The following is a 12606-nucleotide window of genomic DNA, read 5'->3' as shown; positions in this document are numbered from 1 at the left end:
CAGAGGAATCAAGAGGTCTCGGATTCCTGCTCAGACTCCCCTTCCGGGGCCCGTCCCGTCGTCGTGCGCCTGCCGACAATCGCGGGTACTCAGTTCGCAGTACGACGCGGGTGCCGGGTCACCCCGGGGTATGACCGGGGCGTCACCGGGGTATGACCCAAGATCGGCCTACAGGGAGTATCGGCCTACGGGGAGTATCGGCCTACATGGAGTGCAGGGTGTCGCGGGAGGCCTTGATGAACTCCTTCAGCGCGTCCCAGAACGGCGAGTAGCAGGCGTCGAAGCGGGCCACGGCACCGGTGTCGCCCTCGATCATCGCCTCGATCGCCTTGTGGAACGGGTTCGTCGTCCGCCGGACCTTGTTGGCCAGCTCGGCGACCTCGTCGGGCCCTTCCAGCGACACGACCCAGGTGAGGTTCCGCAGCGTGGCGTACTCGTCCCGCTGGCGCTCCCGCAGCCGCCGCAGCTCCTCGACCCGCTCCTCACCCAGCACACCCCCCTCGGCGCCCCGGACCGCGTCCGACACCCTCCAGTGCACATCGCTCAGCCGCTGCGCCTGCTCCATGAACTCCGCGTACGCCGTCCGCCGCGCCGCCCGCAGCCGTTCCACGCGCTGCGCGTCCGCCGTGGTGTCCGCCTGGATGCGTGCCGCCCGCGAGGTCCCCCGGCTCGTCACCCAGCTCGCGAGCACGGCCGTACCGGCGGTGAGCGAGGCGATCCAGAACGCGCTGTCAGCCATGGCGGGAGTCCAGCGAGCGCGCGGTGACCCCGGCCAGATGGGCGGTGAAGACCTCACGGGCGTCCGGGGTGAGGGCGCGCAGCGCGATCAGGGCCGTGACGACCACGTCGCACAGCTCCGACTGGACGTCCTCCCAGGTGTGGGTGGTGCCCTTGCGCAGGTTCTGCCCGGTGACGCCGATGACCGCCTGCGCGACCTCGCCGACCTCCTCCTGCAGCTTCAACATCCGCAGCAGCAGCGCCTCCTGGCCGCCGTGGGGCTGGCCGGCCTCCAGCCAGTCGTGCAGCCGGGCGACGGACTGCCAGAGGTCGTCGGGGGCGTGGGGATGCCGGGGATGCTCGCTCATGGGCGCAGCTTGTCACGCCCCTGTGACAGCCGAGGTCACTCCTCGAACAACGCCTCCTGCTCGCCCTCCTTGGCCTTCCGCACCCGCTGGTTGCGCATGCCCACGACCACCGCGGTGACGGCGGCCGTACCGGCGAGCGCCACCGGGACCATCCAGCCCCGGTCGACGACATGGCGGAACGCGTGGTCGAGGGAGAGCCGGCCGGGCCCGGTGACGGCGAGGCCCGCCGCGGCCAGGCCCAGGGTCGCGGCGTACTCGTAGCCGCCCTCGGCGTTGAAGAAGCCGTTGGGCGCGTGGATCGCGGTCGCGCCGCCCATCGCGCCCGCCGCGGCGGCACCGGCCGCGGGTGTCGCGAGGCCCAGCGCGAGGAGGGTGCCGCCGCCCAGCTCGGCCATCCCGGCCGCGGTGGCGCTCGCTCTGCCCGGCGCGTAGCCGACGGACTCCATGAACTGGCCGGTCCCCTCGATGCCGTGCCCGCCGAACCAGCCGAACAGCTTCTGCGTCCCGTGCGCGGCGAGCACACCGCCCGTGCCCAGCCGCAGCAGCAACAGCCCCAGATCACGTCGGTCGAACGAGGTCATGAACACTCCCTGGACAGCCCTTGGGTGGGTCCGGTGGGTCCCCTCCCGCGTATCCACCGTCGCACCGATCACACCCGCCCGACCCGCTCGCGCGCCCGTTCGGGTGGCGGGCTGGGGCCTGTCTTTCGGATCATGCCGGCTTCGGGTCACGGTGCCTGGTGACCGCCGGTGAGCGGGCTTGGTGCGTGCGGCTGCGAGGCGGAGGAGGGCGTCGACGCGATGGGGGTACCTCCCGCTCGCGCGAAGTCGAGAGTGGGGGAGTCGGCGACCGACGACAACGCGGCTGGGGGTTCCCCCACACCCTTAAGGCCCCGTGAGGCAGTGGGGGAGTGCGTGCCAAGCCCCGCGGCCCAGGCGTGATCCGAACGACAGGCCCCAGGTCGCCCGAATCCGAGGCGCCCTTCCGGTGGCGTACCCTCGTCGTCGGTGTGAGGCTGGCCGCCATGACGATCGCACCCGCCAAACTCAGCGACCCGGCCGTCCGGGCCTTCGTCGCCGCGGTGAACGCCCACGACGAGACCGCGTTCTTCGCGCTCCTCACGGACGACGCGACCATGTCGGACGACGGCTCCGACCGTGACCTCGCCGACTGGACCGACCGGGAGATTTTCTCCTCCCACGGACATATGGAGGTCCAGCGCGAATCCGCCGGCGGCCGGGCCCTGGTCGCCAACTACCGCAACGACACCTGGGGCGAGATGCGCACCGCGTGGCGCTTCACTGTGTCGGAGGACGGCAGGATCAGCCGGTTCGAGACGGGTCAGGCGTAACACCCCGTACGACACACCCCGTACGACACACCCCGTACGACACGGAAGGTTCGGGGGCTTGCGTTCGTGTGCACTCCAACTCCTAACGTCCGTGGTCATGGAGACGAACACGCACACGTCCGCGCACCCGTACACCAGGCACCTCGGCCGCAGCGGTATCCAGGTCAGCGCCCTCGGCTTCGGCTGCTGGGCCATCGGCGGTGAGTGGCAGGCCCCCGACGGGCAGCCGCTCGGCTGGGGCAAGGTGGACGACGAGGAGTCCGTACGGGCGGTCCACCGCGCCCTCGACCTCGGCGTCACCTTCTTCGACACGGCCGACGCGTACGGCACCGGGCACAGCGAGCGGGTGCTCGGCCGCGCCCTCGGCAAGCGCCGCGCGGACGTCGTCGTGGCCACCAAGTGGGGCAACGTCTTCGACGAGCCGACCCGCACCCTCACCGGCCAGGACGACACCCCGGCCCACGCCCGCCGCGCCCTCACCGCCTCCCTGGACCGCCTCGGCACCGACCACGTCGACCTGTACCAGCTCCACCTCTCCGACGCCGACCCCGAGCGCGCCGCCGAACTCCGCGAGGCCTGCGAGGAGTTCGTACGGGAGGGCCTGATCCGGGCGTACGCGTGGAGCACCGACGACCCGGACCGCGCCGCCGTGTTCGCCGAGGGACCGCACTGCGCGGCCGTGCAGCACCGGCTGAACATCCTCCAGGACGCGCCCGAACTCCTGGCACTCTGCGAGGAGTCGAACCTCGCGAGCATCAACCGCAGTCCTCTCGCCATGGGGTTGCTCACCGGCAAGCACACCGCCGGGCGCGCCCTGGAGTCCGGCGACATCCGCAGCACCCCGCCCGCCTGGCTGCCCGGTTTCACCGCCGACTCCGGCGCCGACCCGGAGTGGCTCGGCCGGGTCGAGGCGCTGCGGGAGATCCTCACCAGCGGCGGCCGTACGCTCGCACAGGGCGCCCTCGGCTGGATCTGGGCCCGCAGCCCGCGGACCGTGCCCATCCCCGGCTTCCGCTCGGTCGCCCAGGCCGAGGAGAACGCGGGCGCCCTCGCGAAAGGGCCGCTCACCGCGGACCAGGTGGCCGAGATCGACCGGATCCTGGGGCGGTGAGCGGCCCGTACGCCACGGCAGCCGAAAGGGTTGTCAGCTCGCGTACTGCTCCTGCTCCTGCTCGGTGAGCGTCAGCTGTCCCGCCTTGATGGTGGCGAGCCGGGGCGCGCGGCGGGCGATCGAGGAGTCGTGGGTGACCAGGATGAAGGTGAGGCCCTGCTCGCGCCACAGCCCCTCCAGCAGGGCCATGATCTCGTCGCGGGTGCCCTCGTCGAGGTTGCCGGTGGGCTCGTCGGCGAGCAGCACCTTCGGTCGCTTGACGAGGGCGCGGGCGATGGCGACGCGCTGCTGCTGACCGCCGGACAGCTCGGACGGGGCGTGGGTGAGACGTTCGCCGAGGCCCACCGAACGCAGTGCCTCGGCGGCCCGCTCGCGCCGCTCCTTCGCCTTCACACCGAGCGGGACGAGCGCGGTCTCCACGTTCTCCTGTGCGGTGAGCGTCGGGATGAGGTTGAACGCCTGGAAGATGATGCCGACCTTCTCGGCCCGCACCCGGGTCAGCTTGGCCTCGCTGATGGAGGCGAGGTCCACGCCGTCCAGTTCGACACTGCCCTCGGAGGGGCGGTCGAGGCCGCCGATCATCTGCAGCAGGGTGGACTTGCCGCCACCCGTGGGGCCCTGGACGACGAGCTGGTCGCCGTCCTCGATGACGAGGTCGATGCCGCGCAGCGCCTCGATGGTCTCCTTGCCCCGCTTGTAGCGCTTGGTGACGCCGGTGAGCTTGTACATGGGTTCGTCCTTGGGGGAGTTGGGGCCGGCCGGCTACGACACGCTGCGCAGGGCGTCCGCGGGCCGCATCCGGGAGGCGCGCCAGCCGCCCATGGCCCCGGCGATCAGTCCGCCGGCGATGGCGAGGCCCGCCGCGAGGGCGATGGTGGACAGGGAGACGGGTGCGGAGAGCGCGATCTCCAGGGCGTCGGAGGTCTGCTGGCCGGGAGCGCCGCCGCCCCCGCCGGGGCCGCCGCCCATGCCGCCACCGCCCATGCCGCCGGTGTTGCCCAGCTCCGCCTTGAGGGTCGGGCTGATCGCGGTCACCGTGTAGGCGGCGGCGAGGCCGAGGCCGATGCCGAGGGCGCCGCCGAGCAGTCCGTTCACCATGGACTCGCCGACGACCTGCCGGGTGACCTTGCGGCTGGGCCAGCCGAGCGCCTTCAGCGTGCCGAACTCGCGCACCCGGCGGGACACGGCGGAGGAGGTGAGCAGCGCGGCCACCAGGAACGCGGCGGCGAGCACGGCGATGGAGAGCCACTTGCCGACGCTGGTCGCGAGGTCGGAGGCGGTGGTCAGCGAGCCGGAGACGGTCTCGGCGAGATCGGCGGAGGTGGTGACCGTGGTCCCCGAGATGTTCTTCTGGATGGTCGCCTTGACCGCGTCGATCCGCTGCGAGTCGATGGCCTTGACGTAGATCGTGGTGACGGTGTTCTTGGCGTCGCCGAGCGTCTGCGCCTGCTTCAGCGGCAGATAGACGTCGGTGGTGGACTCGCTGCTGTCGGGCGTCGCGATCCCGATGATCTTGTACTTGGTGCCGGAGATCGTGATCTTCTCCCCGACCGTGTACTCGTTCTCCTTGGCGTACGACTTGCTGAGCACCGCGACCTTCGCGTCGGTCTGCGCGGCCGTGAACGTCCTGCCCTTGGTGATCTTCGAGGTGGCGAGCGGGCCGAGGTCCTGGTCGGTGACGTCGACACCGGCGACGGAGTAGCTGTTGACGCCGAAGGAGGCGCCGCCGCCCTCGACACGGGGCCGGCTGGAGCCGCCGCCCTGGTTCGTGCCGCCGCCGGGGCCGCCCTGGCCCTGCTGCTGCGAGGAGGAGGAGGTGTCGTCGGTGCGGGCCTCGCCCTGGGTGAAGGAGCCGTCGACCTTGGTGACGTTGAGGCTGAGGGCGCCCACGGCCTGGGCGACGCCGTCCTGCTCGGCCACCTCGGCGACGAGCGAGGACTTCAGGGTCTGTCCGCCCTGCGTCATGACCCGGTCCGAACTCTGCTCCTCGCCGTCGTCGCCGTCGGCGGTGGCGTCGAACTCGAATCTGGGCCCGCCCTGCTCCTCGTCGTCCCCGGAGGGTGCCTCTCTGGCCTTGGTGACCGTCATGTCGGTGCCGAGACCGTAGAGCGACTGGAGGACCTTGTCCTGCGCCTGCCGCATCCCCGCCGAGACCGAGTTGACGGTGATGACCAGCGCGATTCCGAGCGCCAGACCCATGGCGATGACCAGAGCCGCCTTCTTGCGCCGGCTCAGCTCACGCTTGAGATAGATGCCAAACATCCCGTTCCTCAAAGGTTCTTGGCGCCCGCTGTGGGCGCGGTCACAAGCTAGGGAGGAACCTTTGAGGGGTCCTGAGTAAGGAATGTGTGAGGCCTGAGAAATCGGCGCCCGGGATCAGATTTCGATAAGACAGCGCATTCCTGAGCCACTCATGGGCCATTGCCAGGAACCGCGGCTTGGATACCGGCCGGAGAAGCGGATGTCGGCGGGCAGCCGTTCCGTGGTCCGGTGCTTACCTCGCGGTCCCTCGCGAGGTCCGCCCCCTTCCGGGCCACGGAACGGCTGCCGCCACCCCCCTCGGGTTGGCCACGGAAGCCATCGCCTCCAAGTGTGAAGCTCTCGTGGAGACGAGTCCTGAGCATATGCCTCCCACGTGCCCGAATGGACCGGAGGGGAGCCCTCCGTTTGTGCAGGTTGAGTCGTGGACGAATCCCGCCGCGACCGGCTCAGCCCCGCCCCACGTACGGCATCGTCGTCGCCATCACCGTCGCGAACTGCACGTTCGCCTCCAGTGGCAGTTCCGCCATGTGACGGACGGTCCGGGCGACGTCCGTCACGTCCATCACCGGCTCGGGCAGGAGTTGGCCGTTGGCCTGGGGGACGCCCTTCGCCATGCGTTCCGTCATGTCCGTCGCCGCGTTGCCGATGTCGATCTGGCCGACGGCGATGCCGTACGGGCGGCCGTCCAGGGAGAGGGACTTGGTGAGACCGGTCAGGGCGTGCTTGGTCGCGGTGTAGGCGACGGAGTGCGGGCGGGGGGTGTGCGCGGAGATGGAGCCGTTGTTGATGATCCGGCCGCCCCGCGGGTCCTGGTCCTTCATCTGGCGGTACGCCGCCTGCGCGCACAGGAACGCTCCGTTGAGGTTGGTGTCCACCACGTGCCGCCAGGCCGCGTAGTCCAGCTCCTCCACCGGCACCCCGCCCGGCCCGAACGTGCCCGCGTTGTTGAACAGCAGGTCCAGCCGCCCGAACCGGTCGCGCACGGCGGCGAGGAGCGCGTCCACGTCACCGGGCCGGGAGACGTCCGTACGGACGCACAGGGCTTCCGGGGACCCGCCCCCAGGGAGGCGGGCGCCCGCCTCCGCCGCCGTCCCGGCGAGCCGGTCCTCGCGGCGGCCGGCCAGCGCCACCGACCAGCCGGTGCGCAGCAGTTCCACGGCCACGGCACGGCCGATGCCGGAGCCCGCGCCTGTCACGATCGCGATCTTGGTTCGCATAGCGTTCATGGCCTCGCAGCGTAAGGGAGGGCGCGTGCTCGACCGCGCAGGTGGGGCCCATCATGCGGAACTCATCCGTCCGCCATCTGGGTGTTGTGGACGCGACAGAAGATCGTCCAACCTGGCCACTCCGATAACTTGCACAACTACCTTCAGCAGAGGGCCAGATGACGCACACCGCCCACGGGCCGACGCGGACCCACTCGTCCCACGCATCCGAACTCCGTGCCGCCGCCCGGCACTTCGATCGCCGCCGCTTCCTCACCGTCACGGGAGCCGCCGCCGCGCTCGCCTTCGCCACCAACCTCCCCGCGGCCGGTGCCGCTGCCGCCGCCACGCTCGACCCGAGCCAGATCACCGAGGACCCCTTCACCCTCGGCGTGGCCTCCGGCGACCCGCTGTCCACCTCCGTGCTCCTGTGGACCCGGCTCGCCCCGGCCCCGTACCAGGCCGACGGCGGACTGCCCGCCGAACGGGTCGCCGTCCGCTGGGAGTTGGCCCAGGACGAGAGATTCCGACGCGTCGTCAGACGCGGCACCGCCACCGCCCACCCCGAGTTCCACCACACGGTCCATGTCGAGGCCGGCCACCTCGCCCCCGGACGCGTCTACTACTACCGCTTCCGCACCGGCACCTGGATCAGCGAGACCGGCCGCACCCGCACGGCCCCCGCTCGCGGCCACCTGACCGGCGCCACCGGCCTCTCCTTCGCCGCCGTCTCCTGCCAGCGGTACGACCAGGGCCACTACACCGCCTACAAGCACCTCGCGGACGAGGACATCGATGTCGTCTTCCACCTCGGGGACTACCTCTACGAGTACGCCGTGAACTCCGTCGGCGGCGCCCGCAACTACACCGACCGCGTCCTGCCCGACGTCTTCAACCACGAGACCGTCACCCTGGAGGACTACCGACTGCGCTACGCCCTCCACAAGACCGACCCCGACCAGCGGGCCGCCCACGCCGCGCACCCCTTCGTCGTCACCTGGGACGACCACGAGACCGAGAACAACTACGCCGGTGACCACCCCGACGGCGGCGAGCCCTCCGAGGAGTTCCTGCTGCGCCGCGCCGCCGCCTACCGCGCGTACTGGGAGAACCAGCCGCTGCGCCGTCCGCAGCGCCCCGACGGGCCCGACATGAAGCTCTACCGCCGCTTCCGGTGGGGCCGCCTCGCCCAGTTCGACATACTCGACACCCGCCAGTACCGCTCCAACCAGGCACAGGGCGACGGCTGGCAGATCCCGGGACCGGAGTCCGCCGACCCCGCCCGCACGATGACCGGTGGCACACAGGAACGCTGGCTCCTGGACGGGTGGGACCGGTCCGACGCGGTCTGGAACGTCGTCCCCCAGCAGGTCACCTTCTCCCAGCGCCGCAACGCCGTCGGCGACGTCTACCGGGTGGCGATGGACGCCTGGGACGGCTACACCGCCTCCCGCGAACGCCTCCTCGCGGGCGCGGACGCCGCCGGTATCGAGAACCTGATGGTCCTCACCGGCGACGTCCACGTCGGCTACGCCTTCGACATCAAACGCGACTTCGACGACCGCTCGTCCCGCACCGTCGGCACCGAACTCGTCGCCACGTCCATCTCCAGCGGCGGCAACGGCTCGGACAGGCCCGCCAACTGGGACACCTACATGACCGCCAACCCCCATATGCGCTTCTACAACGGCCGCCGGGGGTACCTCACCGTCGCCCTCGACCGCGAGGCGGCCCGCGCCGACTTCAAGGCCGTGCCGTACGTGACGACCACCGGGGCCGGCATCTCCACGGTGGCGTCCTTCGCGGTCGAGGCGGGCGCGCCGGGGCTCACACCGGCGTGATCGCCGGCTCCTCACCGAGGCGGTGCTCCTCGCCGGGGTAGCGCACCCCGATACGGTCCCGGACCGCGTCCAAGGTGCGCATCACGGCGAGGGTGCCGTCGAGGGGGACGAGCGGGGACTCCGTCTCACCGACGCGCAGGGCGCGCATCACCTCGGCGGCCTCGTGACGGAGGCTGTTGCGGGGCCCGTCGGCCGGATCCGCGGTGAAGACCCGCGGGTCGCGGCCGTCGCGGTGCAGGACGAACTCCTCCGGGAAGAAGAACCCGGACGGGATGTCGATACGGCCCTCGGAACCGGTCACCGAGGCCGACGTGCCCGTGCCGCCCACGATGGAACAGTGCAGCGAGGCGATGGCACCGCTCTCCCAGGACAGCAGCGCGCCGGTCTGGAGGTCGACACCCTCCTCCGAGAGCACCGCCCGGCCCGTGACGTCCGACGGCTCCCCGAGCAGCAGCTGCGCGAACGACACCGGGTACACCCCGAGGTCGAGCAGCGCGCCCCCGCCCTGCGCCGGATCCCGCAGCCGGTGCGAGGGCGGGAAGGGCCCCGCGAGCCCGAAGTCGGCCTGCACGGTGCGCACCTCACCGATCGCGCCGTCCCGCACCAGCTCCGTCAGCCGCCGCACCAGCGGATTGCAGTACATCCACATGGCCTCCATCAGGAACCGCCCGCGGTCCCGGGCCAGGGCGACCAGCTCCTCCGCCTCCCGTACGTTCAGCGTGAACGCCTTCTCGCACAGCACGTTCCGCCCCGCCTCCAGACACATCCCGGCGGCCACCCGGTGCGCCGCGTGCGGAGTGGCGACGTACACCACGTCCACGTCCGTGTCCTCGGCGAGCGCCCGCCAGTCGCCGTACGCCCTCGGTATCCCGAACCGTTCCGCGAAGGTCTTCGCCGAGGCCTCGCTGCGCGACGCCACCGCCACGACCTCGGCGTCCGGCAGGTCGACGAGGTCGGCCGTGAAGGCCGCGGCGATCCCTCCGGTCGCCAGGATCCCCCACCGCACCGGTCCGTCGTTCGACCGCCCGTCGTCCGGCCGTCCGTCGTTCGACCGCCCGTCGTCCGGCCGTCCGTCGTTCGACATCGCCACCCCTGTCCTCGGCCCCGGGGCGGGATTGTGACCCCGCCCACGTCGTACGAGCTGAGAGCATAGGTGGCGGACCGAACGGAGAGGGAGGGGCACATGCCCGAGGGGCACATACCGGGCTCGGCGCAGGCCGAGCCGGACACGACGGCAACGGGGGAGGCCGCGCGGCCACAGGCGCCGCCGGCGAACCCCACCGCCCCGCGCCGCACCGGCCTCCTCGTCACGCTCATCCTCGGCGGGCTCACCGCCACCCCGCCGCTCGCGATGGACATGTACCTCCCGGCCCTGCCGGAGGTCACCACCTCCCTGCACGCCCCCGCCACCACGGTCCAGCTCACCCTCACGGCCTGCCTCGCCGGCATGGCGCTCGGCCAGCTCCTGATCGGCCCCATGAGCGACCGCTTCGGCCGCCGCCGCCCGCTGCTCCTCGGTCTCGCCGTCTACATCGTCGCCACCGCGCTGTGCGCCCTCGCCCCCACCATCGAGACCCTCATCGCCTTCCGTCTGGTGCAGGGACTCGCCGGTTCGGCCGGGATCGTGATCGCCCGAGCCGTGGTCCGCGACCTGTACGACGGCGACGCGATGGCCCGCTTCTTCTCCACCCTGATGCTGATCTCCGGGGTGGCCCCGATCATCGCGCCCCTGATCGGCGGTCAGATCCTCCGTGTCACGGACTGGCGGGGCGTCTTCGTCCTCCTCACGGGAATCGGTGTCGCGCTCCTCGCGGTCGTCTGGGCGAGACTCCCCGAGACGCTCACCCCCGCCGAACGCCACGGCGGCGGCATCAGCGAGACCCTGGGCGCCATGCGCGGCCTGCTCACCGACCGGGTCTTCATGGGCTACACGCTCGCCGGCGGCTTCGCCTTCGCCGCCCTCTTCGCCTACATCAGCGCCTCCCCGTTCGTGATCCAGGAGATCTACGGCGCCTCCCCGCAGACGTTCAGCCTGCTCTTCGGCGTCAACTCCGTCGGCCTCGTCGTCGTCGGCCAGATCAACGGCAAGATCCTGGTCGGCCGCGTCAGCCTGGACAAGGTGTTCGCGGTGGGCCTCGCGATCGTCGCCGTCTCCGCGACCGCGCTGCTGCTGATGTCCCTCGGCGTCTTCGGCGAGGTCGGTCTCGCCCCGGTGTCGGTGGCCCTCTTCGTACTGATGTCCGCGATGGGTGTCACCCTCCCCAACACCCAGGCGCTCGCCCTGATGCGGGTCCGGCACGCGGCGGGTTCCGCGTCGGCGCTGCTGGGTACCTCGTCCTTCCTGATCGGCGCGATAGCGTCCCCCCTGGTCGGCGTCGCGGGCGAGGACACCGCCGTGCCCATGGCCGTCGTCCAACTGGCCGCGACACTGGTGGCCGCGGCCTGCTTCATGGCACTGTGCCGTCCCTGGAACAGGCGTACGGCAGTGGGTACTTCGGTGGGTACGACGGTGAGTACGACGGCGGATTCGACGGCGGATTCGACGGCGGTTGCGAAGACGGATTCGAAGACGGAGGGAGCGGAGAGCTGAGCGCGCCGAGACTGCGCACGGACACCCCGGAACGGGCCGGACTCGACCCCGAGGAACTGCGCCGCCTCGTCAGGGACGTGCGCGCGCTGACGGAGGGGGAGCGGCCCCGGGCCCCCGCCGCCGTGGTCCTCGCCGGGCGCGGCCCCGTCGTCGCCGTCGAGGAGGCGGCGGGCTGGGCGGTCCGCTACGAGGCCCACGACGAACGCGCCGACCGGGGACGGGAACTGCCGCCGGACGCCCGCGTCCCGGCGACCCCCCAGACCCCCTTCGACCTGGCCTCCCTCACCAAGCTGTTCACCGCCGTGGCCGCCGTCCAGCAGCTGGAGCGCGGCACCCTCGGCATCGACGCGAAGGTGGCCGCGTACCTCCCCGACTTCACCGGCGCCGCCGCACACGGCCTCACCGTCCGCCACCTGCTCACCCACACCTCCGGGCTCCGCCCCGAACTCCCGCTGTACGACTGCCCGTCCCCGGCGGCCCGGCTGGCGATGCTCCGCGCGCAGACCCCGATGACGCCCCCCGGCGGGGCCCACCTCTACTCCGACCTGAACCTCCTGCTCCTCCAGCACGTCCTGGAACGCCTCACCGGCCGCCCGCTCGACGTCCTGATCCGCGACGGCATCACCCACCCCCTGGGCATGGTGTCGACGACCTTCGGCCCCTGCCCGGCCGCCGCCGCGACGGAGGACCAGCGCCGGCCCTGGGCGAAGGCGGACCGGGGCATGGTGCGTGGCGAGGTCCACGACGAGAACGCCTGGTCCCTCGGCGGCGTGGCCGGCCACGCGGGCCTCTTCTCCACCGCGCGTGACCTGGCGGTCTTCTGCCGCACCCTGCTGGCCGGGGGCTCCTACGGCCCCGCCCGCATCCTCGGCCCCGACTTCGTCGAGCTGATGCTCACCCCGCCCGGCCTCGGCTTCGCCCTCGACCAGTCCTGGTTCATGGGGGAACTGGCGGGCCGGGGCGCGGCCGGCCACACCGGCTTCACCGGCACCTCCCTGGTCCTCGACCAGGCCACGGACACCTTCCTGATCCTCCTCACCAACGCGGTCCACCCCCGCCGTCACGCCCCGATCAACGCGGCACGAGCGGCGGCGGGGACGCGGGTGGCGCGGGCGATACGGGGGAGATGAGACGGCGGCTGGGGACTACGGCGGTGTGGGA

12 protein-coding genes are annotated in these 12606 nt (G+C 71.8%); 5 read left to right on the top strand and 7 right to left on the bottom strand.

The window, feature by feature from the left end; translation table 11 throughout:
- Positions 1 to 202: 202 nt before the first annotated feature.
- Genes F9278_RS11825 through F9278_RS11815 form a run of 3 tightly spaced genes read right to left on the bottom strand, consistent with a single transcriptional unit; the run spans position 203 to position 1666 of the window.
- Positions 203 to 739 (bottom strand): hypothetical protein, encoded by a 537-nt coding sequence (locus F9278_RS11825; RefSeq protein WP_152168291.1) that lies wholly within the window; start codon positions 737 to 739, stop codon positions 203 to 205.
- Positions 732 to 1085: a MazG-like family protein gene (locus tag F9278_RS11820; protein ID WP_152168290.1), complete on the bottom strand. Its 354-nt coding sequence runs from the start codon at positions 1083 to 1085 to the stop codon at positions 732 to 734. The genes F9278_RS11825 and F9278_RS11820 overlap by 8 nt, the downstream gene beginning before the upstream one ends.
- Before the next feature lie 35 nt (positions 1086 to 1120).
- The gene (locus tag F9278_RS11815) at positions 1121 to 1666 is read right to left on the bottom strand and encodes a DoxX family membrane protein (RefSeq protein WP_152168289.1); all 546 of its coding nucleotides are present in this window, start codon (positions 1664 to 1666) and stop codon (positions 1121 to 1123) included.
- 443 nt (positions 1667 to 2109) lie between these two features.
- Between F9278_RS11815 and F9278_RS11810 the strand changes: the two genes are divergently transcribed.
- Together F9278_RS11810 and F9278_RS11805 are read left to right on the top strand one after the other, a co-directional pair.
- Complete coding sequence (locus F9278_RS11810; RefSeq protein ID WP_152168288.1) at positions 2110 to 2436, top strand: sigma-70 family RNA polymerase sigma factor family protein; 327 nt, start codon at positions 2110 to 2112, stop codon at positions 2434 to 2436.
- A gap of 97 nt (positions 2437 to 2533) precedes the next feature.
- Positions 2534 to 3547 carry an aldo/keto reductase gene (locus F9278_RS11805; protein ID WP_152168287.1) on the top strand — a complete coding sequence of 338 codons (1014 nt, stop codon included), beginning with the start codon at positions 2534 to 2536 and terminating at the stop codon, positions 3545 to 3547.
- Positions 3548 to 3580: 33 nt separating this feature from the next.
- On the opposite strand, the gene F9278_RS11800 is transcribed toward F9278_RS11805, so the two are convergent.
- The 3 genes from F9278_RS11800 to F9278_RS11790 form a co-directional block, all read right to left on the bottom strand.
- A complete protein-coding gene (locus F9278_RS11800; RefSeq protein ID WP_152168286.1) occupies positions 3581 to 4276 on the bottom strand; it encodes an ABC transporter ATP-binding protein in 696 nt (231 codons plus the stop codon).
- A 33-nt stretch (positions 4277 to 4309) separates the two neighbouring features.
- Complete coding sequence (locus tag F9278_RS11795; protein WP_152168285.1) at positions 4310 to 5809, bottom strand: ABC transporter permease; 1500 nt, start codon at positions 5807 to 5809, stop codon at positions 4310 to 4312.
- 446 nt (positions 5810 to 6255) lie between these two features.
- Complete coding sequence (locus F9278_RS11790) at positions 6256 to 7035, bottom strand: SDR family oxidoreductase (protein ID WP_152168284.1); 780 nt, start codon at positions 7033 to 7035, stop codon at positions 6256 to 6258.
- A gap of 158 nt (positions 7036 to 7193) precedes the next feature.
- On the opposite strand from F9278_RS11790, the gene F9278_RS11785 reads away from it, so the two are divergent.
- Positions 7194 to 8855 (top strand): alkaline phosphatase D family protein, encoded by a 1662-nt coding sequence (locus tag F9278_RS11785; RefSeq protein ID WP_152168283.1) that lies wholly within the window; start codon positions 7194 to 7196, stop codon positions 8853 to 8855.
- Here the strand turns inward: F9278_RS11785 and F9278_RS11780 are convergent.
- Positions 8842 to 9861 carry a Gfo/Idh/MocA family protein gene (locus F9278_RS11780; protein WP_152173809.1) on the bottom strand — a complete coding sequence of 340 codons (1020 nt, stop codon included), beginning with the start codon at positions 9859 to 9861 and terminating at the stop codon, positions 8842 to 8844. The two genes, F9278_RS11785 and F9278_RS11780, sit on opposite strands and share 14 nt — an antisense overlap.
- 177 nt (positions 9862 to 10038) lie before the next feature.
- Here F9278_RS11780 and F9278_RS11775 point away from each other — a divergent pair, with 177 nt between their 5' ends.
- Both F9278_RS11775 and F9278_RS11770 read left to right on the top strand, forming a co-directional pair.
- Positions 10039 to 11445 carry a multidrug effflux MFS transporter gene (locus tag F9278_RS11775; RefSeq protein ID WP_226966703.1) on the top strand — a complete coding sequence of 469 codons (1407 nt, stop codon included), beginning with the start codon at positions 10039 to 10041 and terminating at the stop codon, positions 11443 to 11445.
- Positions 11442 to 12575, top strand: coding sequence for a serine hydrolase domain-containing protein (locus F9278_RS11770; protein WP_152173808.1), 1134 nt, complete (start codon positions 11442 to 11444; stop codon positions 12573 to 12575). The genes F9278_RS11775 and F9278_RS11770 overlap by 4 nt, the downstream gene beginning before the upstream one ends.
- The last annotated feature ends 31 nt before the right edge of the window (positions 12576 to 12606 follow it).

The sequence above is a fragment of the Streptomyces phaeolivaceus genome (assembly GCF_009184865.1).
Classification (GTDB): Bacteria; Actinomycetota; Actinomycetes; order Streptomycetales; family Streptomycetaceae; genus Streptomyces; species Streptomyces phaeolivaceus.
The sequence above is the reverse complement of the archived record's forward strand: the minus strand, read 5'-3'. Positions and strand labels throughout refer to the sequence as shown.

Coding starts and splice junctions, on each gene's coding strand:
- F9278_RS11810 (WP_152168288.1), top strand. CDS start 2,110: ATGACGATCGCACCCGCCAAACTCAGCGACCCGGCCGTCCGGGCCTTC.
- F9278_RS11800 (WP_152168286.1), bottom strand. CDS start 4,276: ATGTACAAGCTCACCGGCGTCACCAAGCGCTACAAGCGGGGCAAGGAG.
- F9278_RS11775 (WP_226966703.1), top strand. CDS start 10,039: ATGCCCGAGGGGCACATACCGGGCTCGGCGCAGGCCGAGCCGGACACG.
- F9278_RS11820 (WP_152168290.1), bottom strand. CDS start 1,085: ATGAGCGAGCATCCCCGGCATCCCCACGCCCCCGACGACCTCTGGCAG.
- F9278_RS11795 (WP_152168285.1), bottom strand. CDS start 5,809: ATGTTTGGCATCTATCTCAAGCGTGAGCTGAGCCGGCGCAAGAAGGCG.
- F9278_RS11825 (WP_152168291.1), bottom strand. CDS start 739: ATGGCTGACAGCGCGTTCTGGATCGCCTCGCTCACCGCCGGTACGGCC.
- F9278_RS11815 (WP_152168289.1), bottom strand. CDS start 1,666: ATGACCTCGTTCGACCGACGTGATCTGGGGCTGTTGCTGCTGCGGCTG.
- F9278_RS11785 (WP_152168283.1), top strand. CDS start 7,194: ATGACGCACACCGCCCACGGGCCGACGCGGACCCACTCGTCCCACGCA.
- F9278_RS11790 (WP_152168284.1), bottom strand. CDS start 7,035: ATGAACGCTATGCGAACCAAGATCGCGATCGTGACAGGCGCGGGCTCC.
- F9278_RS11805 (WP_152168287.1), top strand. CDS start 2,534: ATGGAGACGAACACGCACACGTCCGCGCACCCGTACACCAGGCACCTC.